Genomic DNA, 21,633 nt, shown 5'->3' with positions numbered 1-21,633 from the left:
CGTTCCTCGGGAATTGGGAGGCGAAGGGCCCGCGGGCCCGGGTGTTCAGACCAGCTTGACCAGCTGCTTGCCGAAGTTGCGGCCCTTGAGCAGGCCCAGGAACGCCTCCGGCGCCGCTTCCAGGCCCTCGGCCACCGTCTCGCGCGGGCGCAGCTTGCCGGAGCCGACCAGTTCGCCCAGCTCCTTCAACGCCTCGGGCCAGATCTCCATGTGCTCGCTGACGATGAAGCCCTGCACCTTCATCCGGTTGACCAGGATCAGCGCCGGGTTCTGCAGCGGCAGCGGCTTGCCGTCGTAGCCGGCGATCATGCCGCAGACGGCGATGCGGGCGAACGCGTTGGCCCGCAGCAGCACCGCGTCCAGGATGTAGCCGCCGACGTTCTCGAAGTAGCCGTCGATGCCGTCCGGGCAGGCTTCCTTCAGCGCCTTCGACATGGCCTTCAGGTCGCCGTGCTCGCGGTGGTCGATGCAGGCGTCGAAGCCCAGCTCCTCGGTGGCGTACCTGCATTTCTCGGGGCCGCCGGCGATGCCGACCACCCGGCAGCCGCGGGCCTTGGCCAGCGCGCCGTAAGCGCTTCCCACCGCGCCGGTGGCGGCGCTCACCACCACCGTCTCGCCCGCCTTGGGCGCGATGATCTTCACCAGCCCGTACCAGGCGGTGACGCCCGGCATGCCGACCGCGCCCAGGTAGTGCGACAGCGGCACGTGGGTGGTGTCGACCTTGCGCAGCGCGCCGGGCTGGCCCGCGTCGACGACGCTGTATTCCTGCCAGCCGCCCATGCCGACCACCTTGTCGCCGGCGGCGAACTTGGGATTACGGCTCTCGACCACCTCGCCCACCGTGCCGCCGATCATCACTTCGCCGAGCGGCTGGCTGGCCGCGTAGCTCTTGCTGTCGTTCATCCGGCCGCGCATGTACGGGTCGAGGCTCAGGTAGTGGTGGCGCACCAGCACCTGGCCGTCCTGCAATGCGGGCGTCTCGGCGGTGGCCATGCGGAAGTTGCCGGCGGTGGCCTCGCCCTCGGGCCGGTTGTCGAGCAGGATCTGGCGGTTCTGGGTCATGGGTGTGCTCCGGATGGGGCCCGTGGGCCGTTGCTATTAAATCGATAGCTGGTGGTCGGCGTTTGGCGCCAGCCGCAGCTACTTTTCCTCTGAATTGGTGCGATGCGCGCCTGCAACGCTCAATCGGTCGAGATGCCCTCGCCCGCCGTCACCGGCAGGCGACGGCGCACGTACTTGAAGGTGCCGGTGGCATGGGCGCAGGGCTCGCCGGCGGCATCGGTGATCGTCGCCTCGACGAATGCCATGGTGACGGTGCGGTGGATCAGCCGGCCGCGGGCCACCAGCGGGCCGGCGGCCGGCTGCATGAAGCTGGTCTTCATCTCGATGGTGACCACGCCCATCTCGAAATCGACGCTGCGGGCGGCCGCGGCCATCGTCACGTCGAGCAGCGCCATCGAGGCGCCGCCGTGGGTCACCCCGTGGGTGTTGAGGTGCTCGGGCGCCGCGGTGAAGTGCAGCTCGGATGCGCCGTCGGCGATCCTGTGCAGGGTGAAGCCCAGGTGCTTGGCGAAGGGAATGCTGCTCTGGTTCCAGCGGTCGATCAGGTCGTTCTCGGAAGGCATGGGCGAAGATCCGGGTGAAGAAACCGCCATCATCCCGCAGTCACCGCGCTCACGCCGCCGTCCACCGCCAGCCACTGGCCGGTGATGTGCTTGCCGGCGTCCGATGCGTAGAGCAGGCAGAGGCCCTTCAGGTCCTCGTCGTCGCCCAGGCGGCCGAGCGGCGCGTGCGCGGCCATCTTTTCTTCGCCCATCGCGGCGATCAGGCCGCTGCTCATCTTGCTGGGGAAGAAACCGGGGCAGATCGCGTTGACCCGGATGTTGTGGCGGCCCCATTCGGCGCCCAGGGTGCGGGTGAAGTTGATCACCGCGCCCTTCGAGGTGTTGTACGCGATGGTCTGCATCGCGGCCGGGTTGCCGCCCAGGCCGGCGATCGAGGCGACGTTGACGATGCTGCCGGTGCGCCGCGGGATCATGCTGCGGCGGCCCACCTGCTGGGCCAGCAGGAAGTAGCCGCGCACGTTCAGGTTCATCACCTTGTCCCAGGCCTCGACCGGATGGTCCTCGGCCGGGGCGCCCCAGGTGGCGCCGGCGTTGTTGACCAGGATGTCGATCTCGCCCATGCGCTGCATCGTCTCGTCGACGAGCCGGTTTACGTCTTCCACGCGGGCGCAGTCTGCGGCGGTCCAGCGGGCGTCGATGCCCTCGGCCTGCAGCGTGGCGACCGCCTCCTCCAGGTCGTCGGCCTTGCGCGAGCTGAGCATCACCCGTGCACCGGCCTCGCCCAGCGACCGCGCCAGCTGCAGCCCCAGCCCGCGCGAGCCGCCGGTGACCAGCGCGTTGCGGCCGGTGAGGTCGAAGAGTTGTTGAACCGTGCGTGTCATCCGTGTCTCCCGCCTCTGCGGCGTCTGTGTGAATGGGTCGGACGATTGTGGTGCGGCGGCCTGCAGGCGAGAGTCCCGCCGGTGATAGCGGTGGCCGGCCGTACCTAGTCGCCCATCTTCGAGCGGACGTAGATCAGCACCACGCCCGCCGCGGCGGCGATCCCGCCCAGCACCACCAGCGTCTTGCCTGTCGGGCCGGAGCTGTCGTGGGCGATGGCGCCGGCCAGCATGCTGAACAGCCCGCCGTAGATCAGGATCCAGATCAGGTTTTCGATGCGTTTGGTGCGGAGGGGATTCGTCATGCGGAAGGAGGAGCGAAAAGATTAGAAGGCGTCTTCGGCCAGCGAGGCACAGGTGAGGTCGCGTTCGCGCACCACCTGCAGCCAGGCGCCGATCCGGGGCAGCTCGTAATGATAGAAGTAGCGCGCCGCCGCCCGCCGCCCCTGCGCCGCCGGCGCCTCGCCCTCCACCGCCAGCAGGATGTCGAGCCAGATCCAGGCGATCACCGTGTGGCCGAAGGCCTGCAGGTAGGGCACCGCGTTGGCCAGCGCGGCGGCCGGGTCCTCGGTGGCCCAGGCAGCCTTGGTGGCGGCCCCCACCTGCGCCAGCGCCTGGCCGAGCGCATTGGCGTGGGCGGCCAGTGCAGGCCGCTGGATCGCCCGCTCGATGGTGGCGTTGATGCGCCCTGCCACCAGCATCAGGCCGCGCCCGCCCTCCATCCGCACCTTGCGGCCCAGCAGGTCCGCCGCCTGGATGCCGTGGGTGCCCTCGTGGATCATGTTGAGCCGGTTGTCGCGCCAGTACTGCTCCACCGGAAAGTCGCGGGTGTAGCCGTAGCCGCCGTGCACCTGGATCGCGAGGGAGTTGGCCTCCAGGCAGAACTCGCTCGGCCAGCTCTTGGCGATCGGCGTCAGCACTTCCAGCAGCAGCCGGGCCTCGTCGGCCGCGGCCGGCTCGGCCGTGTGCTGCTCGTCCACCAGCCGTGCGCAGTAGAGCTGCAGCGCCAGCGCGCCTTCGCAATAGGCCTTCTGGGCCAGCAGCATCCGCTTGACGTCGGCGTGTTCGATGATCCGGACCTGCGGCTGGGCCGGGTCCTTGCCCGCCGGCCCCACCGGGCGGCCCTGGGGCCGGTTGCGGGCGTACTCCAGCGACGCGTGGTAGCCGGCCATGCCCAGCATCGACGCCGCCATGCCGATGGCGATGCGCGCCTCGTTCATCATGTGGAACATGCAGTGCAGGCCCTTGCCGGCTTCGCCCACCAGATAGCCGACGGCGCCCGCCCTGCCCCCGACGGGATAGCGCCCTTCCCCGAAGTTGAGCAGCGTGTTGGTGGTGCCCCGCCAGCCCAGCTTGTGGTTGAGCCCCGCCAGCGCCACGTCGTTGCGCTCGCCCAAGGCCACCCGCGCCGGCACGTCGCCGCCGTTGCCCGCCTCCACCTGCACCATCCACTTCGGCACGATGAAGAGCGAAATGCCCCGCGTCCCGGCCACCAGCGCCCCGTCCGGCCCCGGTATCTTGGCCAGCACCAGGTGCACGATGTTCTCGGTCAGCTCGTGGTCGCCGGCACTGATCCACATCTTGTTGCCGGTGAGCCGGTAGCGCGGCCCCAGCGGGTCGTGCGCGGCATCGTCTCCGTCGGGCACCGCCCGCGTCGCCAAGTCCGACAGGCTGGAGCCCGCCTGCGGCTCCGAGAGGCACATGGTGCCCGCCCAGCGGCCGTTGAATTCGTTCGCGGCGAACACCTGTTTCTGCAAGGGCGTGCCGTGCTGCATCAGCAGGTTGGCGTTGCCGGTGGTCAGCAGGTTGGAGCCGATGCTGATCGAGGCCATCGCGAAGAAGGCGTTGGCCGCCGCCTCCACTGTGTAGGGCAGCTGCATACCGCCGTCGGCGTAGTCCTGCGCCGCGGCCAGCATGCCGGATTCGGCATAGGCCTTGCGCGCCGCATGCGTGGCGGCGGGCAGCACCACCTTTTCTCCGTCGAACTGCGGCTCCTGCGTGTCGACGGTGCGGTTGAAGGGCGCGTATTTTTCGCGGGCGATCCGCTCGCAGGTGTCGAGCACCGCGTCGTAGGTCTCGCGCGAGTGGTCGGCGAAGCGTTCGCGACCCGCGAGGGCTGGAGCGTCCAGCCAGTCGTAGAGCAGGAAATCGAGTGTGGGTCGCAGGGACATGGCCGGTGCCGCCGTCAGGAAGGGTGGAAACGAAAAGGGCCGCATCGCGCGGCCCCACCTGTCGATCCCGATGGGATCAGAACACCTCGAACACGCCGGCCGCACCCATGCCGCCGCCGATGCACATCGTCACCGCAACACGCTTGGCGCCGCGGCGCTTGCCTTCGATCAGGGCATGGCCGGTCAGGCGTTGGCCCGACACGCCGTAGGGGTGGCCGAGCGCGATCGCGCCGCCGTTGACGTTGAGCCGGTCGGCCGGAATGCCCAGCTTGTCGCGGCAGTACAGCACCTGCACCGCGAAAGCCTCGTTCAGCTCCCACAGGTCGATGTCGGACACCTTCAGGCCCAGGCGATCCAGCACCTTCGGCACGGCGAACACCGGGCCGATGCCCATCTCGTCGGGCTCGCAGCCGGCGACGGCAAAGCCCAGGAAGCGGCCCAGCGGTTTCAGTCCATGGCGCTCGGCGTACTCCTCCGACACCACCACGCAGGCACCGGCGCCGTCCGAGAACTGGCTGGCGTTGCCGGCCGAGATCACGCCCCCGGGAATCGCCGGACGGATGCCGCTGATGCCTTCCTTGGTGGTGCCTTCGCGGGTGCCCTCGTCCTTGGAGACGGTCACTTCCTTGGTGCGCAGGCCCATCACCGGGTCGGCCACGCCGGCCGTCACCGTGATCGGGGCGATCTCGTCGTCGAAGCGGCCTTCGGCCTGGGCGGCGCAGGCCTTCTGCTGGCTGGCGGCGCCGTACTCGTCCATCGCATCGCGGCCGATGTTGTAGCGCTTGGCGACCTGCTCGGCCGTCTCCAGCATGCTCCAGTAGATCTCGGGCTTCTGCTTGACCAGGTTGGGGTCGCGCAGCATGTGCGTGTTGGCCTCCTGCTGCACGCAGGAGATGCTTTCCACTCCGCCGGCGACGAACACCTCGCCTTCGCCCGCGATGATGCGCTGGGCGGCGGTGGCGATGGTCTGCAGGCCCGACGAGCAGAACCGGTTGACGGTGACGCCCGAGGTGGTGACCGGGCAGCCGCCCATCAGCGCGATCTGGCGGGCGATGTTGGAGCCGGTGGCGCCTTCGGGCGTGGCGCAGCCCATGATCACGTCCTCGACGTGGGCCGCGTCGATGCCGGCGCGCTGGATCGCGTGGCGAACCGCATGGCCGCCCAGGGTGGCGCCGTGGGTCATGTTGAAAGCGCCCTTCCAGCTCTTGGCGAGCGGGGTGCGGGCGGTGGAGACGATGACGGCTTTGCTCATGTGTGGATGCCTCGGGTGGTCTTTAGTTGAAGCTCTTGCCTTCGGCGACGAGCCGGGCGAGCAGCGGCGCGGGCTGCCAGAAATCGGCATCGTCCTGCGGATTGCGCGCGAAGCGCTGCATGCTCTGCACCACGTTGAAAAGCCCCACCTGGTCGGCATAGTGCATCGGGCCGCCGCGCCAGACGGGGAAGCCGTAGCCGGTGAGATACACCATGTCGATGTCGCTCGCCTTCGAGGCGATGCCGTCCTCCAGGATGTGCGCGCCTTCGTTGACCAGGGCGTACACCAGGCGCTGGACGATCTCCTCGTCGCTGATCTTGCGCGGGGCGATGCCGAGATCCTTGCGGTGCTGCTCGACCATGTCGGTCACCACCTTCGACGGGATCGCATCGCGCTTGCCCGGCAGGTAGTCGTACCAGCCGGCGCCGGTCTTCTGGCCGTAGCGGCCCAGCTCGCAGAGCAGGTCGGCGGTCTTGCTGTACTTGAGGCCTGGCTTTTCCACGTAGCGGCGCTTGCGGATCGCCCAGCCGATGTCGTTGCCGGCCAGGTCGCCCATGCGGAACGGGCCCATCGCGAAGCCGAACCTCTCGACCGCCTTGTCGACCTGCTGCGGCGTGGCGCCCTCCTCCAGCAAAAAGCCCGCCTGGCGGCTGTACTGCTCGATCATGCGGTTGCCGATGAAACCGTCGCAGACGCCCGAAACCACCGCCGTCTTCTTGATCTTCTTGGCGATAGCCATCACCGTGGCCAGGACGTCCTTGGCGGTTTCCTTGCCGCGCACCACTTCCAGCAGCTTCATCACGTTGGCAGGGCTGAAGAAGTGCATGCCCACCACGTCCTGCGGGCGCTTCGTGAAGGCGGCGATCTTGTCGACGTCGAGCGTCGAGGTGTTGGAGGCCAGGATCGCGCCGGGCTTGGCCACCGCATCCAGTTGCTTGAACACGGTTTCCTTCACGCCCAATTCTTCGAACACGGCCTCGATGATGAGGTCGGCGTTCTTCAGGTCTTCGTACTGCAGCGTGGTGGTCAGCAGCGCCATCCGCTGCTCGTACTTGTCCTGCTTGAGCTTGCCTTTCTTGACCTGGGCTTCGTAGTTCTTCCTGATCGTGGCGACGCCGCGGTCGAGTGCTTCCTGCTTCGTCTCGAGCATCGTGACCGGAAAGCCGGCATTCAGGAAGTTCATCGCGATGCCGCCGCCCATGGTGCCGGCACCGATCACGCCGACGGCCTTGACCTCGCGCTTGGCCGTGTCCTCGGGGACGTCCGGGATCTTGGAGGCCGCGCGCTCCGATACGAAGATGTGGCGCAGCGCCTTGCATTCCGGGGTGAACATCAGGTTGGTGAAGATCTCCCGCTCGAACACCATGCCCGCGTCGAACTTCTGCTTGGTCGCGGCTTCGACCGCGTCCACGCACTTGAGCGGCGCCGGAAAGTTCTTGGCCATGCCCTTGACCATGTTGCGCGCGAACTGGAAGTACGCATCGCCCTGCGGATGCTTGCAGGGCAGGTTGCGCACCAGGGGCAGCGCGCTGCCGTCGGCGTGTTTAGCAGCCACTTCGCGGGCGAACGCGGCGGCCTCGGCTGGCAGGCTTTCGGCCGAGGCGGCCAGCCGGTCGAACAGTTTCTGGCCCGGCAGGCCGTTGAGCAGCTCGCTCTTGACCGGCTCGCCCGAGACGATCATGTTGAGGGCCGTCTCCACGCCCAGCACCCGGGGCAGGCGCTGGGTGCCGCCGGCGCCGGGGATCAGTCCCAGCTTCACTTCGGGCAGCGCAACCAGCGTGCCGGGGGCGGCGATCCGGTAGTGGCAGCCCAGGGCCAGCTCCAGGCCGCCGCCCATCGCCACCGAATGCAGTGCCGCCACGACCGGCTTGCGGGTGTTCTCCAACGCCAGGATCACGCTGAGCAGATTGGGCTCCTGCACCGCCTTCGGCGAGCCGAATTCCTTGATGTCGGCACCGCCCGAGAAGGCCTTGCCGGCGCCGGTCAGCACGATGGCCTTGACGGCGTCGTCGGCTTCGGCGCGTGCCAGCGCATCGGTGATGCCCTGGCGGGTCGACAGTCCCAGCCCGTTGACCGGTGGGTTGCTCAGGGTGATCACGGCAACGTCGCCGTCCAATCGGTATTCAGCCGTCATGCGCTTCTTCCTTGGTGAGAAATGACAATGCCCCCGGCGCCAGGGCCAAGAGCGAACGATCGTGCTTTTTTATTCTACGGGCCTGCCTGCGGTCCGGCCACCGGCGATGTCCCACAGAGGACATGGGCCGGGCGCGTCGCCTCAGACCTCCAGCCATTCCTTGCGGACGGCCGCGTCGGCGCGCAGCGCATCGGGCGTGCCTTCGAAGACCACGCTGCCGTGGCCCATCAGCAGCACCCGGTCGGAGATCTCCATCGCGATCGTGAGCTTCTGCTCGATCAGCAGCACCGACAGGCCACGGTCCTTGAGGCGCTCGAGGTACTGGCCCACCAGCTCGACGATCTTCGGTGCCAGCCCCTCGGTCGGCTCGTCGATGATGATCAGGTCGGGGTCGCCCATCAGGGTACGGCAGAGGGTCAGCATCTGCTGCTCGCCGCCCGAGAGCACGCCGGCCTCGGTGTGCTGGCGTTCCTTCAGCCGCGGGAACATGGTGTACATGTCGTCGAACGACCAGCGGCTGCCGGCGCCGCTGCCCTTCTGGCCCAGCAGCAGGTTCTGGTGGACGGTCAGGCGCGGGAAGATGTCGCGGTTCTCCGGCACGTAGCCGATGCCCAGGTGCGCGATCTCGTAGGCCTTGCGGCCTGCGAGCGACGCGCCCTTCCATTGCACGCTGCCCTGCCAGTCGACCTGGCCCATGATCGCCTTGGCGGTGGTGGAGCGGCCCGACCCGTTGCGGCCGAGCAGCGCGACGATCTCGCCCGGCCGCACGTCGAACGCGACGCCGTGCAGCACGTGGCTCTTGCCGTAGTAGGCGTGCAATCCTTCGATCTTCAGCATCTCAATGGCCTCCCGCCGTGCCCAGATAGGCTTCCTGCACCTTTGGATTGGCGCGGACCGCCTCGGGCGTGTCGAAGGCGATCACCTCGCCGTAGACCACCACCGCGATCTTGTCGGCCAGGCCGAAGACCACGCCCATGTCGTGCTCGACCGTCAGCAGCGTCTTGCCGGTGGTCACCTCGCGGATCAGGTCGATGAAGTGCCGCGTCTCGCTGCGGCTCATGCCGGCGGTGGGCTCGTCGAGCAGGACCACGTCGGCACCGCCGGCGATGGTGATGCCGATCTCCAGCGCGCGCTGTTCGGCGTAGGTCAGGTTGGCCGCCAGCACGTCGCGCTTGCCGGCCAGACCGATGCGCTCGGCCAGTTGCTCGGTGCGGGCGTTGGCGTCGTGCAGGCCCGAGAGGAAGCGCAGGAAGGTGTAGCGGTAGCCCAGGCTCCAGAGCACGCCGCAGCGCAGGTTCTCGAACACGCTCAGCTTGGGGAAGATGTTGGTGATCTGGAAGCTGCGGGCCAGGCCCATGCGGTTGATCTCGTAGGGCGCCCGGCCCTCGATCCGCTTGCCGTGCAGGCGGATCTCGCCGCTGCTGGGCACCAGGCGGCCGCTGATCAGGTTGAAGAGCGTCGACTTGCCGGCGCCGTTGGGCCCGATGATCGCCACCCGCTCTCCCGCCGCGACCGACAGGTTGGCGCCCCGGATGATGTCGGTGCGGCCGAAGCTCTTGCGCAGGTCGCGCAGCTCGACGGCGGGCGGCGTGGCCTCGGGATGGGCGACCGCGCGGGTGTTTTCGGTCATGACGGCGCTCATTGGACAACCTCCGTGCTGCGCGCTGCGGCGCGCGCTTTTTTCGCAACGGCCGGGCGCGGGTTCATGCCGCGGCTCCCCGGCTCTGCTTCTCGACCGATTCCTGCGCCACGTCCCAGGCCCGGACGAAGCGCCGGCGGGCCCATTCGAAGAGTGCGGCACCGGCGACGAACAAGGCGCCGGCCCCCAGCCAGGTCGTCGGCCGGTCGGCCTGCAGCGTCAGGCCCATGTAGGCAAGCTGCGGGCCCACGGCGGCATTGAGCTGCAGGTGGTAGAGCATCTCGACCATCGCCGCACCGCCCGCCACCGCGACCACGATCGCCGCCAGCAGCGCCGCGTAGTGCGGCAGCAGCGGCCTCAGCCGGCCGTAGCGCGCCATCCGCAGGTTGAGCATCACCAGGCTGGCGATGCCGCCGGGCGCATACATCACCATGATCAGGAAGGCGATGCCCAGGTAGAGCAGCCAGGCCTTGGTCAGCTCCGACAGCAGCACCGAGGCCAGCACCAGCAGAACCGCGCCGATGATTGGCCCGAAGAAGAAGGTGGCGCCGCCCAGGAAGGTAAACAGCAGGTAGCCGCCCGAGCGCACCACGCTCACGCTGTCGGCCGCGGTGACGATCTCGAAGTTGATAGCCGCCAGCCCGCCGCCCACGCCGGCGAAGAAGCCGGCGATGATGAACGCGAAATAGCGCACGTGCCGGGTGCTGTAGCCGATGAACTCGACCCGCTCCGGGTTGTCCCGAACCGCGTTGAGCATGCGGCCGAGCGGCGTGCCGGTGAAGGCGAACATCAGCCCGGTGCAGACGAAGCAGTAGGCGGCGATCAGGTAGTACACCTGCATCTGCGGCCCGAAGTCCCAGCCGAGGAACTTGGCGCCGTAGACGCGGTTGGTGGTGATGCCGCCCTCCCCGCCGAAGAACTCGGGGAACATCAGCGCCATCGACGCGACCAGCTCGCCGATGCCCAGGGTGATCATCGCGAAGGTCGTGCCCGACTTCTTGGTGGTCACGTAGCCCAGCAGCACCGCCACCGCCAGCCCGGCCAGCCCGCCCGCGACCGGCACCAACACCAGCGGCACGTGGAAGCCGCCTTCGCGTGCCGCGGCGTTCATCGCATGCACCGCGATGAAGGAGCCCATGCCGGTGTAGACCGCATGGCCGAAGCTCAGCATGCCGCCCTGCCCCAGCAGCATGTTGTACGACAGGCAGATGATGATCAGGTAGCCGATCTGCGAGAGCATCGTCAGCGCCAGGCTGCTGGTGAACAGCATCGGCGCTACGACCAGTGCCGCCGCGAACAGGCTCCACACCACGAAGCGGCCGATGTTGAGCGGACGGAAGCGGTAGTGGGTCGAAACAGTTGTCATCTCAGATTATTCCCGTCACGCTGCTGCGCGATCTGTGTGTATGGATGCGGCGCGGCCGGAAACACCGTGGATCCGGCTTCGCCGGGCCACCGGTGTCGCCCCCTGCAAGGGGGTTGGCGCAGCGACACGCAGTGCGCGGAGACTGGGGGTCATGCCTAGTCCTCCCGAGTGCCGAGCAGGCCCTTGGGGCGGAAGATGAGCATCAGTACCAGCAGCAGGTAGGGCAGGATCGGCGCCACCTGCGACACGGTCAGCCGCAGCAGCGGCCAGCCGAAGGTCTGGTCGGTCACCGCCATGCCCAGGTTGCGCAGGCCGCCGGCCATCGACCAGTCGAGCGCCACCGCGAAGGTCTGCAGCAGCCCGATCAGCAGCGATGCCAGGAACGCCCCCGCCAGGGAACCCATGCCGCCGACGACCACCACCACGAAGATGATCGAGCCGACCGAGGCCGCCATCGCCGGCTCGGTCACGTAGGTGTTGCCGCCGATCACGCCGGCCAGGCCCGCGAGCGCCGCGCCGCCGCCGAAGACCATCATGAAGACCCGCGGCACGTTGTGGCCCAGCGCCTCGACCATGTCGGGATGCTTGAGCGCGGCCTGGATCACCAGGCCGATCCGGGTGCGGGTCAGCAGCAACCAGACCGACGCGAGCATCAGCAGTGCCACCAGCATGATGAAGGAGCGCGACTTGGGAAACTGCGTGCCGTAGAGGGTGAAGAGCGGCCCCTGCAGCTGCGTCGGCAGGCCGTAGGGCACGGTGGAGCGGCCCCAGATCAGCTGCACCAGCTCCAGGATCAGGTACGACAGGCCGAAGGTGATCAGCAGTTCGGGCACGTGGCCGAACTTGTGCACCCGGCGCAGGCAGTAGCGCTCGAAGGCGGCGCCCAGCAGGCCGACCGCCAGCGGAGCCAGCACCAGCGCCGGCCAGAAGCCGACCACCTGCGAGATGGAATACGCCAGGTACGCGCCCAGCATGTAGAAGCTGGTGTGCGCGAAATTGAGCACGCCCATCATGCTGAAGATCAGGGTCAGGCCCGAGCTCAGCATGAACAGCAGCAGGCCATAACTCACGCCGTTGAGCAGCGAGATGACGAAGAACTCTGCATTCATCGGTGATGGGAGCGCCGTGGGCGTCCGGTGTGGAGCAGGATGGGAGGCCCGGAGCGCAAGGCGCGCGCCCCGGGAGCCGACGCCGGCCCTGGCGGGCCGGGTGGTTCAGGCGGCGCTCAGGACGGGCGCTTCATCTGGCACGACGACGGCGTGCTGGCCACGTAAGCTTCGTAGTATTTCACCGGGGCCAGGGTGTAGCCGGTGTTCTCGGGGCTGTAGGGGTACTTGCCGCCCGCCTTTTCCCAGCGCGAGATGTAGAGGCCCTGCTGCAGCTGGTGGTCGTTCTTGCGCATCTCGACGTCGCCGTTGTAGCTCTTGAACTTCATGCCCTCCATCGCGGCGGCCACCTTGACCGGGTCGGTCGACTTGGTGCGCACGAAAGCCTCGGTCAGGGCGGCATAGACGGTGTAGATGTCGGTGGTGTAGAGGTCGTCGTTGAACTTGGCCTTGTACTGGTCGGCCAGCTTCTGGATCTCGCCGCCCATGTTGTAGTGGCCGTAGCCCACCGCATAGACCTTGCCGTCGGACGCGGCACCCATGGCGGTCGGGGTGCCGGTGGTGACCGCGTAGTAGGTGTAGAACTTGACGTTCAGGCCCGCGTCGTTGCTGGCCTTGATCAGCAGCGCCAGGTCGGATCCCCAGTTGCCGGTGATGACCGAGTCGGCGCCCGATTGCTTGATCTTGGCGATGTAGGGGGAGAAGTCGCGCACCTGGGCCAGCGGATGCAGGTCGTCGCCCACGATCTCGACGTCGGGCCGCTTGTTCTTCAGGTTCTCCTTGGCGAACTTCGACACCTGCTGGCCGTGCGAGTAGTTCTGGTTGATCAGGTAGACCTTTTTGATCTCGGGCTGGTCCTTCATGTAGGTGGTCAGCGCCTCCATCTTCATCGAGGTGTCGGCGTCGAAGCGGAAGTGCCAGTAGCTGCACTTGCTGTTGGTAAGGTCCGGGTCGACCGCGGCGTAGTTGAGAAACAGCACTTCCTTGCCGGGATTGCGGGCGTTGTGCTTCTCCAGCGCGTCCATGATCGCCAGTGCCGGGCCCGATCCGTTGCCCTGCACCACGTAACGGGCGCCCTGGTCCATCGCCGAGCGCAGCGCGCTGGTGGTCTCCTGCGGGCTCAGCTTGTTGTCGATGCCGATGATCTCGTACTTCACACCGGCGGCGTTCTTCTTGTTGAACTCCTCGGCCAGGAACTGGAAGCTCTTGAGCTGGTTGGTGCCGACCGCGGCCATCAGGCCCGACAGCGGGTCGAGCCATGCGATCTTGACGGTCTGGCCGCTCTGCGCGAACGCGGCACCGGTGCTCGCCGCCATCATGCAGAACGCAAGCAGGGAAGGAATCGGACGCATGGTTTGTCTCCTGTGGTTGTATGGACTCGACGCGGCCAGCTTACAAAGCTTGGCCGGCCGGCCGCACAGGGAATGCCCCTAAGCGAACGACCGTGCTGTAACGCTGGCGACCCACCCGCGCGCGCCGCGATCAGGCGCCCGGCAGCCGGTAATCGGCCAGTTGCTCGCGCAGCCGGGTCTTCAGCATCTTGCCGGTGGCTCCCAGCGGTATCGCGCCGACAAAGACCACGTCGTCGGGCACCTGCCACTTGGCGGTCTTGCCCTCGTAGAACTGCAGCAGTTCCTCCCGCGTGACCACCGCGCCCGGACGCAGCACCACCGCCACGATCGGCCGCTCGTCCCACTTGGGGTGCGGCATGCCGATGCAGGCGGCGATCGCGACCGAGGGATGCGACATCGCGATGTTCTCGATGTCGATCGAACTGATCCACTCGCCGCCCGACTTGATCACGTCCTTGCTGCGGTCGGTGATCTGCATGTAGCCGTCGGGGTCGATGGTGGCCACGTCGCCGGTGGGGAACCAGCCGCGGCCCTGGGCATCCGGCACCAGCGGACTGGCGTCGCCGCCGTAGTAGGAGCCGACCGTCCACGGCCCGCGCACGTACAGGTCGCCGTAGGTGCGACCGTCCCACGGCTGCTCGTTTCCGTCGCCGTCGACAATCTTCATGTCGACACCGAAGATCGCGCGGCCCTGCTTCATGCGGATCTTCATCTGCTCCTCGGCCGGCAGGGCCAGGTGCTTGTTCTTCAGGGTGCAGAGCGTGCCGAGCGGCGACAGCTCGGTCATGCCCCAGGCGTGCAGCACCTCCACGCCGTAGTCGTCCTGGAAGGCGGTGATCATGGCCGGCGGGCAGGCCGAGCCGCCGATCACCGTGCGCTTGAGCGTCGAGAAACGCAGGCCCTGCGGCTTCATGTGGCCGAGCAGCATCTGCCAGACCGTCGGCACGCCGGCGGCGAAGGTCACGCCCTCCGCCTCGATCAGCTCGTAGACCGATTTGCCGTCCAGCGCCGCGCCGGGGAACACCAGCTTGCAGCCGGTGAGCAGGGCCGAGTACGGGATGCCCCAGGCGTTGACGTGGAACATCGGCACCACCGGCAGCACCGCATCGCGCGCCGAGAGCGCCATCACGTCGGGCAGGGCCGAGCCGTACGCATGCAGCACGCTGGAGCGGTGGCTGTACATGACGGCCTTCGGATTGCCGGTGGTGCCGCTGGTGTAGCAGACGCTGGAGGCGGTGTTCTCGTCGATGGTCGGCCAGTCGTAGGTGGCCGGCTGGGCACCGATCCAGGCCTCGTAGCTCTCCAGGCCCGGGATGCCGCTGTCCTGCGGCAGCCGGTCGGCGTCGCACAGGGCGATCCACTTCTTGACGGTGCCGCACTTGGCGTGCGCCGCCTGCACGATCGGCAGGAAGCACAGGTCGAAGAACAGGATCCGGTCTTCTGCATGGCCGGCGATCCAGGCGATCTGGTCGGGGTGCAGCCGCGGGTTGACCGTGTGCAGCACCCGCTCGGAGCCGCTCACTCCGTAGTACAGCTCCAGGTGGCGGTAACCGTTGACGGCCAGCGTGGCCACGCGGGTCGAGGCCGGCAGGCCTTCCGCGTCGAGGGCGCGCGCTACCTGGCGTGCGCGCAGGGCCAGGTCGCGGTAGGTGTAGCGGTGCAGGTCGCCCTCCACTCGGCGCGAGACGATCTCGCCGTCGCCGTGGTGGCGTTCGGCGAACTCGAGCAGCGACGAGATGAGCAGGGGTTGGCTTTGCATGAGGCCCAGCATGGACGGTCCTTTGGCTGAATGGCGTTGGTGGTGGGTTGCGGGCGCAACGGGCGACCAGTATTGCGCAGCGCAACATGGGCCTTCTTACGGGATTGCCCTCATGCGGACGCGTGATGGATGCGTGCGGGACAATAAAACGATGACATCCTCGACCGCCGATTCCCCTGCCGATTCCCCCGCCGGCATCTCCTACCGCGCCGAGGCGTTGTCCGCAGGCGCGATCGACCTGGGACTGGCCTGGCAGCCCGGTTTCGCAGCGCTCGGCACCGACTTCCTCACCCGACTTCCCGCACGCCCGGTCGCACCGCCCTACCTGGTCGACGCCAGCCCCGCAGTCGCTGCGCTGGTCGGCCTGGCGCCGGGTGCGCTCGACGACCCCGCGGTGCTGGACGTGTTCGCCGGCAACCGGCCCGCGGCCGGAACCGCCTCCTACGCCACCGTCTACAGCGGCCACCAGTTCGGCGTCTGGGCCGGGCAGCTGGGCGACGGCCGCGCGCTGACGCTGGGGCAGACGGCATCCGGGTTGGAGATCCAGTTGAAGGGCGCCGGCCCCACGCCCTACTCCCGCGGCGGCGACGGCCGCGCGGTGCTGCGCTCAAGCATCCGCGAGTTCCTGTGCAGCGAGGCGATGCACGGCCTGGGCATTCCGACGACCCGCGCGCTGTGCATCGTCGGCTCCGACACGCCGGTACGGCGCGAAACCACCGAGACCGCCGCCATCGTGGCGCGGGTGGCGCCGAGCTTCGTGCGCTTCGGCCATTTCGAGCATTTCGCGGCCCGGGGCCAGATCGACGACCTGCGCCGCCTTGCCGACCATGTGATCGACCGGCACTACCCCGAATGCCGGGGCGGTGTCGACCTGGGCGGCAACCCCTATGCGGCGATGCTGAAGGCGGTGTCCCTGCGCACCGCCGAGATGGTGGCGCAGTGGCAGGCCGTCGGGTTCTGCCACGGCGTGATGAACACCGACAACATGAGCATCCTGGGCCTGACCATCGACTACGGGCCGTTCCAGTTCCTCGACGGCTTCGACCCGGCGCACATCTGCAACCACAGCGACACCCAGGGCCGCTACGCCTACAACCAGCAGCCCAATATCGCCTACTGGAACCTCTTCTGCCTGGGCCAGGCGCTGATGCCGCTGATCGACGCCGAAAAGATCGCGCTGGAAGCGCTGGAAAGCTACCGCGGCGCGTTCCCGGCGGCCTATCTCGGCCGCATGCGTGCCAAGCTGGGGCTGACGGACGCCCGGGAAACGGACGCAGACCTGATAGACCGCCTGCTCAAGCTCCTGGCCGCCGAGCGGACCGACTGGACCATCTTCTGGCGCCGCCTGTCGCACCACGTTACCGGCGCCACCGATGCGCCGGTGCAGGATATGGTCATCGACCGTGTGCGGTTCGATGCCTGGTTGCTACAGTATTCGGAGCGCCTGGCCGGCGCGGACCGCGGACTGGCAGGCGAATCGATGCTCAAAACCAATCCCAGGTTCGTCCTGCGCAACCACCTGGGCGAGCAGGCGATCCGGCAGGCGAAACTAAAAGACTTCTCGGAAGTCCATACCTTGCGCCGGCTGCTGGCCGCCCCATGTGACGAACATCCGGGCTTCGACGCATATGCCGGCTTCCCCCCCGATTGGGCCTCTTCCATAGAAATCAGCTGCTCCTCATGACCGAACACGTTGCCACTGCCGTACAGAAGACCGATGCCGAGTGGAAGGAACTGCTCGCACAGAAGGGCGCCGAACGCGGCGCCTTCGAGATCACCCGCCACGCCGCGACCGAGCGGCCCTTCACCGGCAAGTACAACGCGGTGTGGGCCGACGGCAGCTACCACTGCGTCTGCTGCGGCAATACGCTGTTCGACTCGCACACCAAGTTCGACGCCGGCTGCGGCTGGCCCAGCTTCTCCAAGGCCGTGCCCGGCGCGATCCGCGAGATCGTCGACCGCAGCCACGGCATGGTGCGCACCGAGACGGTCTGCGCCCAGTGCGGCGCCCACCTGGGCCACGTCTTTCCGGACGGCCCGACCGACACCGGCCTGCGCTACTGCATGAACTCGGCCTCGCTCGACTTCACCCCGGCTTCGGGCACCTGAGCCGAGGCTCCGCAGGGGGCGCGACAATCGCGCCTTCGCACCACGCATCGCCGGACCACGGCGCGACCGCATGAAACTGCTGATCGATTTCTTTCCCATCATCCTGTTCTTCGTTGCCTTCAAGATCTGGGGGATCTACGTTGCGACCGGCATCGCGATCGCGGCCACGGTCCTGCAGATCGGCTACCTGCGCTGGCGCAACGGCAAGGTCGAGCCGATGCAGTGGATGAGCCTGGGGGTGATCGTGCTCTTCGGCGGTGCCACGCTGCTGGCCCACGACGAGACCTTCATCATGTGGAAGCCGACGGTGCTGTACTGGCTCATGGGCGGCGCCCTGGCCATCGGCCAGCTCTTCTTCAAGAAGAATTTCATCAAGTCGCTGATGGGCGCCCAGATGCAGCTGCCCGACAGCGCCTGGCGCACCGCCTGCTGGAGCTGGGTCGGGTTCTTCGCGGTGATGGGCTGCCTCAACCTATGGGTGGCCTACAACTACGACCTGGACACCTGGGTCAACTTCAAGCTCTTCGGCGGCATGGGCCTGATGGCCGTGTTCGTGGTGGTGCAGGCCCTGTACCTGAGCCGGTTCATGAATACCGAGGAGGCCGCGAAATGAGCGCCACCCTCGTCCTGACGGCAGACGCGATCCACGAACGCCTGGCCTCGCGGCTCGCACCGACCGCGCTCAAGGTGATCGACGAAAGCGCCGCCCACGCAGGCCATTCCGGCGCCAACGGCACCGGGTTCGGCACCCACTTCCGGGTGCGGATCGCCACGCCGCTCTTCGCCGGCAAGGCCCGCGTGGCGCAACATCGCCTTGTGTATGATGCGCTGCGCGATTTCATCGACCAGGGCGTGCATGCGCTGGCGATCGAAACCTCCTGAGGCACCAACTTCCCTCGTTCCCTGCCCTCGCGGCATTTCCCGCTGCCGCGCTTGCGGCGCTCGCGGACCCCTCCAATCCCTTCCCATCATTCCAGGACTTTCGAGGAAACAACCATGCAAAAAAACCGTACGTCCCGCCTGGCGCTCGTCGCCGTCGCAGCCGCCCTGGCCCTGCCGGCCTTCGCCCAGAACATCGCCGTGGTCAACGGCAAGGCCGTGCCCAAGTCGCGCGCCGACGTGCTGAGCCAGCAGGTCGCCAAGTCGGGCCGCCCGATCACGCCTGAGGTGGAGCAGCAGATCAAGGACGAGGTCATCGCCCGGGAAGTGTTCCTGCAGGAAGCGCAGAAGCAGGGCCTGGAAGGCACCGAAGACTTCAAGAACCAGATGGAACTGGCCCGCCAGACCGTGCTGATCCGTGACCTGTTCGCCGGCTGGGTCGCCAAGAACCCGGTGACCGATGCGGAAGCCAAGGCCGAGTACGACAAGGTCGTCGCAGCCAACGGCGGCAAGGAATACAAGGCCCACCACATCCTGGTCGAGAAGGAAAGCGACGCCAAGGACATCATCGCCCGCCTGAAGAAGGGTGCCAAGTTCGAGGACATCGCCAAGAAGCAATCCAAGGACACCGGCTCCGGCGCCAACGGCGGCGAGCTTGACTGGGCCAACCCTAGCAGCTACGTGCAGGAGTTCACCGAAGCCCTGGTCAAGCTCAAGAAGGGCCAGGTCACCGACACACCGGTCAAGAGCCAGTTCGGCTACCACGTCATCCGCCTGGACGACACCCGCGAAGCCAAGCTGCCGTCGTTCGACGAAGTCAAGCCGCAGCTGATGCAGCAACTGCAAGGCCAGAAGCTCGCCAAGTACCAGGAAGAGCTGCGCGCGAAGGCCAAGGTCGAGTAATCGGTCTTTCGGTTTTTCTGGTCGGGCCTTTCGGGGTGCCGGTTTGGAGCGGTCCTTCGGGGCCGTTTTTCGTTTTTGGATTTGGCGGTTCTGGGATTGCCAGAGCGAGTATTGTCTTGTGGGCTTGGTCCGGACTCGCGCCGACGGCGTACTCTGCTCCGCGAATGTCCCCCGCAACGGGCTGCGCCCGCAGCTCCTCCTTTATTTCGCTGCGCAGAGCACGCCATCGGCACGATCCCTTTCGGGTGCTTGATCGACGGTGGTGAGGCGGGCGCTTGCGATGGGCACTGCTTGCTTCGATAGACGTCGATGCACACACGGTACCAGCGAACAGCGCCAGTCACTGATTCGACCCGCACGACGCGACGCGTCCAGGGCCGGGAGTGTCGGGTGACCCCCGCAGCGAAATAAAGGAGGAGCCGAAGGCGGGGGACATTCGCGGAGGGGGTTACCCGGCGATCACGGCCCCCAGCGCCGCGCAAGCACGGCTGAACCGACCCACCCAACTATCAGCGCAACGGCGTCACACGCTGCCCGACAATCGCTGCCTGCCAATCCTTACGCTATCAATTCAATAGCTAAACATCGTCTCCGCAAGCCGACCACAGCATCATTCGATCCAAAAGTTAGCGCAACGAAGCCGCCAGACCCACCAGCCCCAGCAACACGGGCTGGTGCAGCATGTACCAAGGCAAGCTGTGCCGCCCCAGCCACGCCAGTGGGCTAGCCGCGTTGCGAGCACCCGGCGCAGCGCTCCCCATCATCCACCCAGGCCGTCGGGACATGACCCACTGGCCGGCCGCCATACCCCACCACACGACGCCGATCCACGGCAGCATCGGTACGTAATCTTCGGTCGCGGGCTTCTGCGTGACCAGTCCGAGCCAGTTCAAGGACCGACCGTTGAACACCGCGCTCCAGGCTGAACCTTCGAGCAACGCGGCACCGACCGGCGGCAATGCGATCGCCAGCGCTCCCATCGGCCATAACCAGCCGCCCGCCCCCGCCGTGAGCCTGGCGACGATCAGCATCGCCGCCACGCCGTGCAGTACACCGAAGTAGATGAACGTCCTGGGAAACATCCAGTACGAGCCGGCCGTGACCAACACCGCGCACACGGCCACCTGGGCCCACCGCCGCCAGAAACGCGGCCAGCCCTGCCCGTGCTTCACCGCGATCGCCTGGCCCAGGCCCGCGCAGAACAGGAACAGGCTGACGATGGCGGTACGCTGCGCCGTCCAGACCGGATCGCCCAGGAAGTTCTGGCGCCAGAAGCCGTGGTAGTTGAGGTCGAAGCAGAAATGAAACGCCGTCATCCACACCACGGCGAGGCCGCGCAGTGCGTCGACGCGTTCATAGCGGGCAACAGTGTCCATGGCGGACGAGTCTAGAGCAGCAGCCCTGCCCCGCCGCCCGGGACTTCTGCAGAGCGCCGCATCAGGCGCGCTTGCGCAGTTTCTGGATGCCGGTGACGGCCGCCAGCACGATGGCGCCAGCCACCGCGCCGATGGCCGCGTTGCCCAGCATCGGCAACACCGAGGCGATGCCGCCGGACGCACCCCAGCCCTCGACCATGTGGTGCAGCGCCGGCACGCCGTGCACCAGAATGCCGCCGCCCACCAGGAACATGGCCGCGGTGCCGGCGATCGACAGCGCCTTCATCAGGTACGGCGCCGCCGCCAGGATCGTGCGGCCGGCACCCTGGGCCGCCGCGCTGGCGCGCTGGCTCAGGTACAGGCCCAGGTCGTCCAGCTTCACGATGCCGGCCACCAGGCCGTACACGCCGACGGTCATCGCGACCGCGATGCCCACCAGTACCGCCAGTTGCTGAACGAACGGGGCTCCGGCCACGGCGCCCAGGGTGATCGCGATGATCTCGGCTGACAGGATGAAATCGGTGCGGATCGCGCCCTGAACTTTTTCCTTCTCCATCAGCAGGGGCTGGTCGTCGCTCGCGAGGTTGACCTTGGAGTCATTCGCCGCGCCGTGCGCCAGCGCAGCCGGGGCCGCAGCGGCGTGGGCTGCCGTGGCGCCCTCTGCCGCGTGTGCATTGGAACCGCGGCGGTGCCGGGCCACGTGGACCAGCTTCTCGACGCCCTCGTAGCACAGGAAGGCGCCGCCGAGCATCAGCAGCGGCGTGACCAGCCAGGGTGCGAACGCGCTGATCGCCAGGGCCGCGGGGACCAGGATCGCCTTGTTGCGCATCGAGCCCTTCGCCACCGCCCAGACCACCGGCAGCTCTCGTGCCGCCTGCACGCCGGAGACCTGCTGGGCGTTGAGCGCCAAATCGTCGCCCAGCACGCCGGCCGATTTCTTGGCGGCCACCTTGGTCATCAGCGCGACGTCGTCGAGCATCGCGGCGATGTCGTCGAGCAGGGTGAGCAGACTGGCTCCGGCCATGGGGAGTTTCCTTGTGGGAGGGCGCAGCGGCAGGGCGGTGCGCCGGGTTGACGGGGTTCGACGCGGGATTAGAACCGCGGTGCGGTCGGCCGCCTGTCAGCCATCGGCGCGTATCGGCTC

The 21,633-nt window shown here is 67.6% G+C and carries 20 protein-coding genes; 5 read left to right on the top strand and 15 right to left on the bottom strand.

The genetic code is table 11. From position 1 onward, the window contains the following. Positions 1-45: 45 nt before the first annotated feature. The 13 genes from ASE76_RS09970 to ASE76_RS09910 form a co-directional block, all read right to left on the bottom strand. Positions 46-1,062 (bottom strand): NADP-dependent oxidoreductase, encoded by a 1,017-nt coding sequence (locus ASE76_RS09970; protein ID WP_055838472.1) that lies wholly within the window; start codon positions 1,060-1,062, stop codon positions 46-48. Positions 1,063-1,181: 119 nt separating this feature from the next. Further along, positions 1,182-1,625, bottom strand: coding sequence for a PaaI family thioesterase (locus ASE76_RS09965; protein ID WP_055838469.1), 444 nt, complete (start codon positions 1,623-1,625; stop codon positions 1,182-1,184). Between the two features lie 29 nt (positions 1,626-1,654). Then, positions 1,655-2,446, bottom strand: a complete 792-nt coding sequence (locus ASE76_RS09960; RefSeq protein WP_055838466.1) for an SDR family oxidoreductase — start codon at positions 2,444-2,446, stop codon at positions 1,655-1,657. 104 nt (positions 2,447-2,550) lie between these two features. Continuing rightward, positions 2,551-2,748 carry a hypothetical protein gene (locus ASE76_RS09955; RefSeq protein ID WP_055838462.1) on the bottom strand — a complete coding sequence of 66 codons (198 nt, stop codon included), beginning with the start codon at positions 2,746-2,748 and terminating at the stop codon, positions 2,551-2,553. 21 nt (positions 2,749-2,769) lie between these two features. Then, positions 2,770-4,614, bottom strand: coding sequence for an acyl-CoA dehydrogenase (locus tag ASE76_RS09950; protein WP_055838459.1), 1,845 nt, complete (start codon positions 4,612-4,614; stop codon positions 2,770-2,772). Positions 4,615-4,690: 76 nt separating this feature from the next. Continuing rightward, a complete protein-coding gene (locus ASE76_RS09945) occupies positions 4,691-5,866 on the bottom strand; it encodes an acetyl-CoA C-acyltransferase (protein ID WP_055838456.1) in 1,176 nt (391 codons plus the stop codon). Positions 5,867-5,888: 22 nt separating this feature from the next. After that, a complete protein-coding gene (locus tag ASE76_RS09940; protein WP_055838453.1) occupies positions 5,889-8,000 on the bottom strand; it encodes a 3-hydroxyacyl-CoA dehydrogenase NAD-binding domain-containing protein in 2,112 nt (703 codons plus the stop codon). 141 nt (positions 8,001-8,141) lie between these two features. After that, positions 8,142-8,837 carry an ABC transporter ATP-binding protein gene (locus ASE76_RS09935; protein ID WP_055838450.1) on the bottom strand — a complete coding sequence of 232 codons (696 nt, stop codon included), beginning with the start codon at positions 8,835-8,837 and terminating at the stop codon, positions 8,142-8,144. Between the two features lies 1 nt (position 8,838). Then, positions 8,839-9,630: an ABC transporter ATP-binding protein gene (locus ASE76_RS09930; protein ID WP_156362636.1), complete on the bottom strand. Its 792-nt coding sequence runs from the start codon at positions 9,628-9,630 to the stop codon at positions 8,839-8,841. Between the two features lie 73 nt (positions 9,631-9,703). After that, complete coding sequence (locus tag ASE76_RS09925) at positions 9,704-11,005, bottom strand: branched-chain amino acid ABC transporter permease (protein WP_055838445.1); 1,302 nt, start codon at positions 11,003-11,005, stop codon at positions 9,704-9,706. A gap of 155 nt (positions 11,006-11,160) precedes the next feature. Next, a complete protein-coding gene (locus tag ASE76_RS09920; protein ID WP_055838442.1) occupies positions 11,161-12,114 on the bottom strand; it encodes a branched-chain amino acid ABC transporter permease in 954 nt (317 codons plus the stop codon). 116 nt (positions 12,115-12,230) lie between these two features. Beyond that, positions 12,231-13,463, bottom strand: a complete 1,233-nt coding sequence (locus ASE76_RS09915; RefSeq protein WP_055838439.1) for a branched-chain amino acid ABC transporter substrate-binding protein — start codon at positions 13,461-13,463, stop codon at positions 12,231-12,233. 130 nt (positions 13,464-13,593) lie between these two features. After that, positions 13,594-15,234: a 3-(methylthio)propionyl-CoA ligase gene (locus ASE76_RS09910; RefSeq protein WP_055838436.1), complete on the bottom strand. Its 1,641-nt coding sequence runs from the start codon at positions 15,232-15,234 to the stop codon at positions 13,594-13,596. 184 nt (positions 15,235-15,418) lie between these two features. On the opposite strand from ASE76_RS09910, the gene ASE76_RS09905 reads away from it, so the two are divergent. From ASE76_RS09905 to ASE76_RS09885, 5 genes are all read left to right on the top strand, one after another. Beyond that, entirely contained in the window at positions 15,419-16,906 is a 1,488-nt protein-coding gene (locus tag ASE76_RS09905) for a YdiU family protein (RefSeq protein WP_055839244.1), read from the top strand. Then, positions 16,903-17,331, top strand: a complete 429-nt coding sequence (msrB, locus tag ASE76_RS09900) for a peptide-methionine (R)-S-oxide reductase MsrB (RefSeq protein WP_055838433.1) — start codon at positions 16,903-16,905, stop codon at positions 17,329-17,331. Before ASE76_RS09905 ends, msrB begins: the two co-directional genes overlap by 4 nt. A gap of 70 nt (positions 17,332-17,401) precedes the next feature. Continuing rightward, positions 17,402-17,944 (top strand): septation protein A, encoded by a 543-nt coding sequence (locus ASE76_RS09895; RefSeq protein ID WP_055838431.1) that lies wholly within the window; start codon positions 17,402-17,404, stop codon positions 17,942-17,944. Then, the gene (locus ASE76_RS09890) at positions 17,941-18,213 is read left to right on the top strand and encodes a BolA family transcriptional regulator (RefSeq protein WP_055838428.1); all 273 of its coding nucleotides are present in this window, start codon (positions 17,941-17,943) and stop codon (positions 18,211-18,213) included. The genes ASE76_RS09895 and ASE76_RS09890 overlap by 4 nt, the downstream gene beginning before the upstream one ends. A gap of 114 nt (positions 18,214-18,327) precedes the next feature. Beyond that, positions 18,328-19,113: a peptidylprolyl isomerase gene (locus tag ASE76_RS09885; RefSeq protein WP_055838425.1), complete on the top strand. Its 786-nt coding sequence runs from the start codon at positions 18,328-18,330 to the stop codon at positions 19,111-19,113. A 626-nt stretch (positions 19,114-19,739) separates the two neighbouring features. Here ASE76_RS09885 and ASE76_RS09880 read toward each other — a convergent pair. Further along, entirely contained in the window at positions 19,740-20,489 is a 750-nt protein-coding gene (locus ASE76_RS09880) for a heparan-alpha-glucosaminide N-acetyltransferase (RefSeq protein ID WP_055838422.1), read from the bottom strand. A 61-nt stretch (positions 20,490-20,550) separates the two neighbouring features. Continuing rightward, positions 20,551-21,513: a DUF808 domain-containing protein gene (locus ASE76_RS09875; protein ID WP_055838419.1), complete on the bottom strand. Its 963-nt coding sequence runs from the start codon at positions 21,511-21,513 to the stop codon at positions 20,551-20,553. Between the last annotated feature and the right edge of the window lie 120 nt (positions 21,514-21,633).

It is taken from the genome of Xylophilus sp. Leaf220 (assembly GCF_001421705.1).
Classification (GTDB): Bacteria; Pseudomonadota; Gammaproteobacteria; order Burkholderiales; family Burkholderiaceae_C; genus Xylophilus.
Note: the sequence above shows the minus strand (reverse complement) of the source record. Positions and strands in the feature narration are given on the sequence as shown.

What these genes read in the sequence shown, in the direction of transcription:
- ASE76_RS09970 (WP_055838472.1), bottom strand. Translation starts at nt 1,062, where the DNA reads ATGACCCAGAACCGCCAGATCCTGCTCGACAACCGGCCCGAGGGCGAG.
- ASE76_RS09965 (WP_055838469.1), bottom strand. Translation starts at nt 1,625, where the DNA reads ATGCCTTCCGAGAACGACCTGATCGACCGCTGGAACCAGAGCAGCATT.
- ASE76_RS09960 (WP_055838466.1), bottom strand. Translation starts at nt 2,446, where the DNA reads ATGACACGCACGGTTCAACAACTCTTCGACCTCACCGGCCGCAACGCG.
- ASE76_RS09955 (WP_055838462.1), bottom strand. Translation starts at nt 2,748, where the DNA reads ATGACGAATCCCCTCCGCACCAAACGCATCGAAAACCTGATCTGGATC.
- ASE76_RS09950 (WP_055838459.1), bottom strand. Translation starts at nt 4,614, where the DNA reads ATGTCCCTGCGACCCACACTCGATTTCCTGCTCTACGACTGGCTGGAC.
- ASE76_RS09945 (WP_055838456.1), bottom strand. Translation starts at nt 5,866, where the DNA reads ATGAGCAAAGCCGTCATCGTCTCCACCGCCCGCACCCCGCTCGCCAAG.
- ASE76_RS09940 (WP_055838453.1), bottom strand. Translation starts at nt 8,000, where the DNA reads ATGACGGCTGAATACCGATTGGACGGCGACGTTGCCGTGATCACCCTG.
- ASE76_RS09935 (WP_055838450.1), bottom strand. Translation starts at nt 8,837, where the DNA reads ATGCTGAAGATCGAAGGATTGCACGCCTACTACGGCAAGAGCCACGTG.
- ASE76_RS09930 (WP_156362636.1), bottom strand. Translation starts at nt 9,630, where the DNA reads ATGACCGAAAACACCCGCGCGGTCGCCCATCCCGAGGCCACGCCGCCC.
- ASE76_RS09925 (WP_055838445.1), bottom strand. Translation starts at nt 11,005, where the DNA reads ATGACAACTGTTTCGACCCACTACCGCTTCCGTCCGCTCAACATCGGC.
- ASE76_RS09920 (WP_055838442.1), bottom strand. Translation starts at nt 12,114, where the DNA reads ATGAATGCAGAGTTCTTCGTCATCTCGCTGCTCAACGGCGTGAGTTAT.
- ASE76_RS09915 (WP_055838439.1), bottom strand. Translation starts at nt 13,463, where the DNA reads ATGCGTCCGATTCCTTCCCTGCTTGCGTTCTGCATGATGGCGGCGAGC.
- ASE76_RS09910 (WP_055838436.1), bottom strand. Translation starts at nt 15,234, where the DNA reads ATGCTGGGCCTCATGCAAAGCCAACCCCTGCTCATCTCGTCGCTGCTC.
- msrB (WP_055838433.1), top strand. Translation starts at nt 16,903, where the DNA reads ATGACCGAACACGTTGCCACTGCCGTACAGAAGACCGATGCCGAGTGG.
- ASE76_RS09895 (WP_055838431.1), top strand. Translation starts at nt 17,402, where the DNA reads ATGAAACTGCTGATCGATTTCTTTCCCATCATCCTGTTCTTCGTTGCC.
- ASE76_RS09890 (WP_055838428.1), top strand. Translation starts at nt 17,941, where the DNA reads ATGAGCGCCACCCTCGTCCTGACGGCAGACGCGATCCACGAACGCCTG.
- ASE76_RS09885 (WP_055838425.1), top strand. Translation starts at nt 18,328, where the DNA reads ATGCAAAAAAACCGTACGTCCCGCCTGGCGCTCGTCGCCGTCGCAGCC.
- ASE76_RS09880 (WP_055838422.1), bottom strand. Translation starts at nt 20,489, where the DNA reads ATGGACACTGTTGCCCGCTATGAACGCGTCGACGCACTGCGCGGCCTC.
- ASE76_RS09875 (WP_055838419.1), bottom strand. Translation starts at nt 21,513, where the DNA reads ATGGCCGGAGCCAGTCTGCTCACCCTGCTCGACGACATCGCCGCGATG.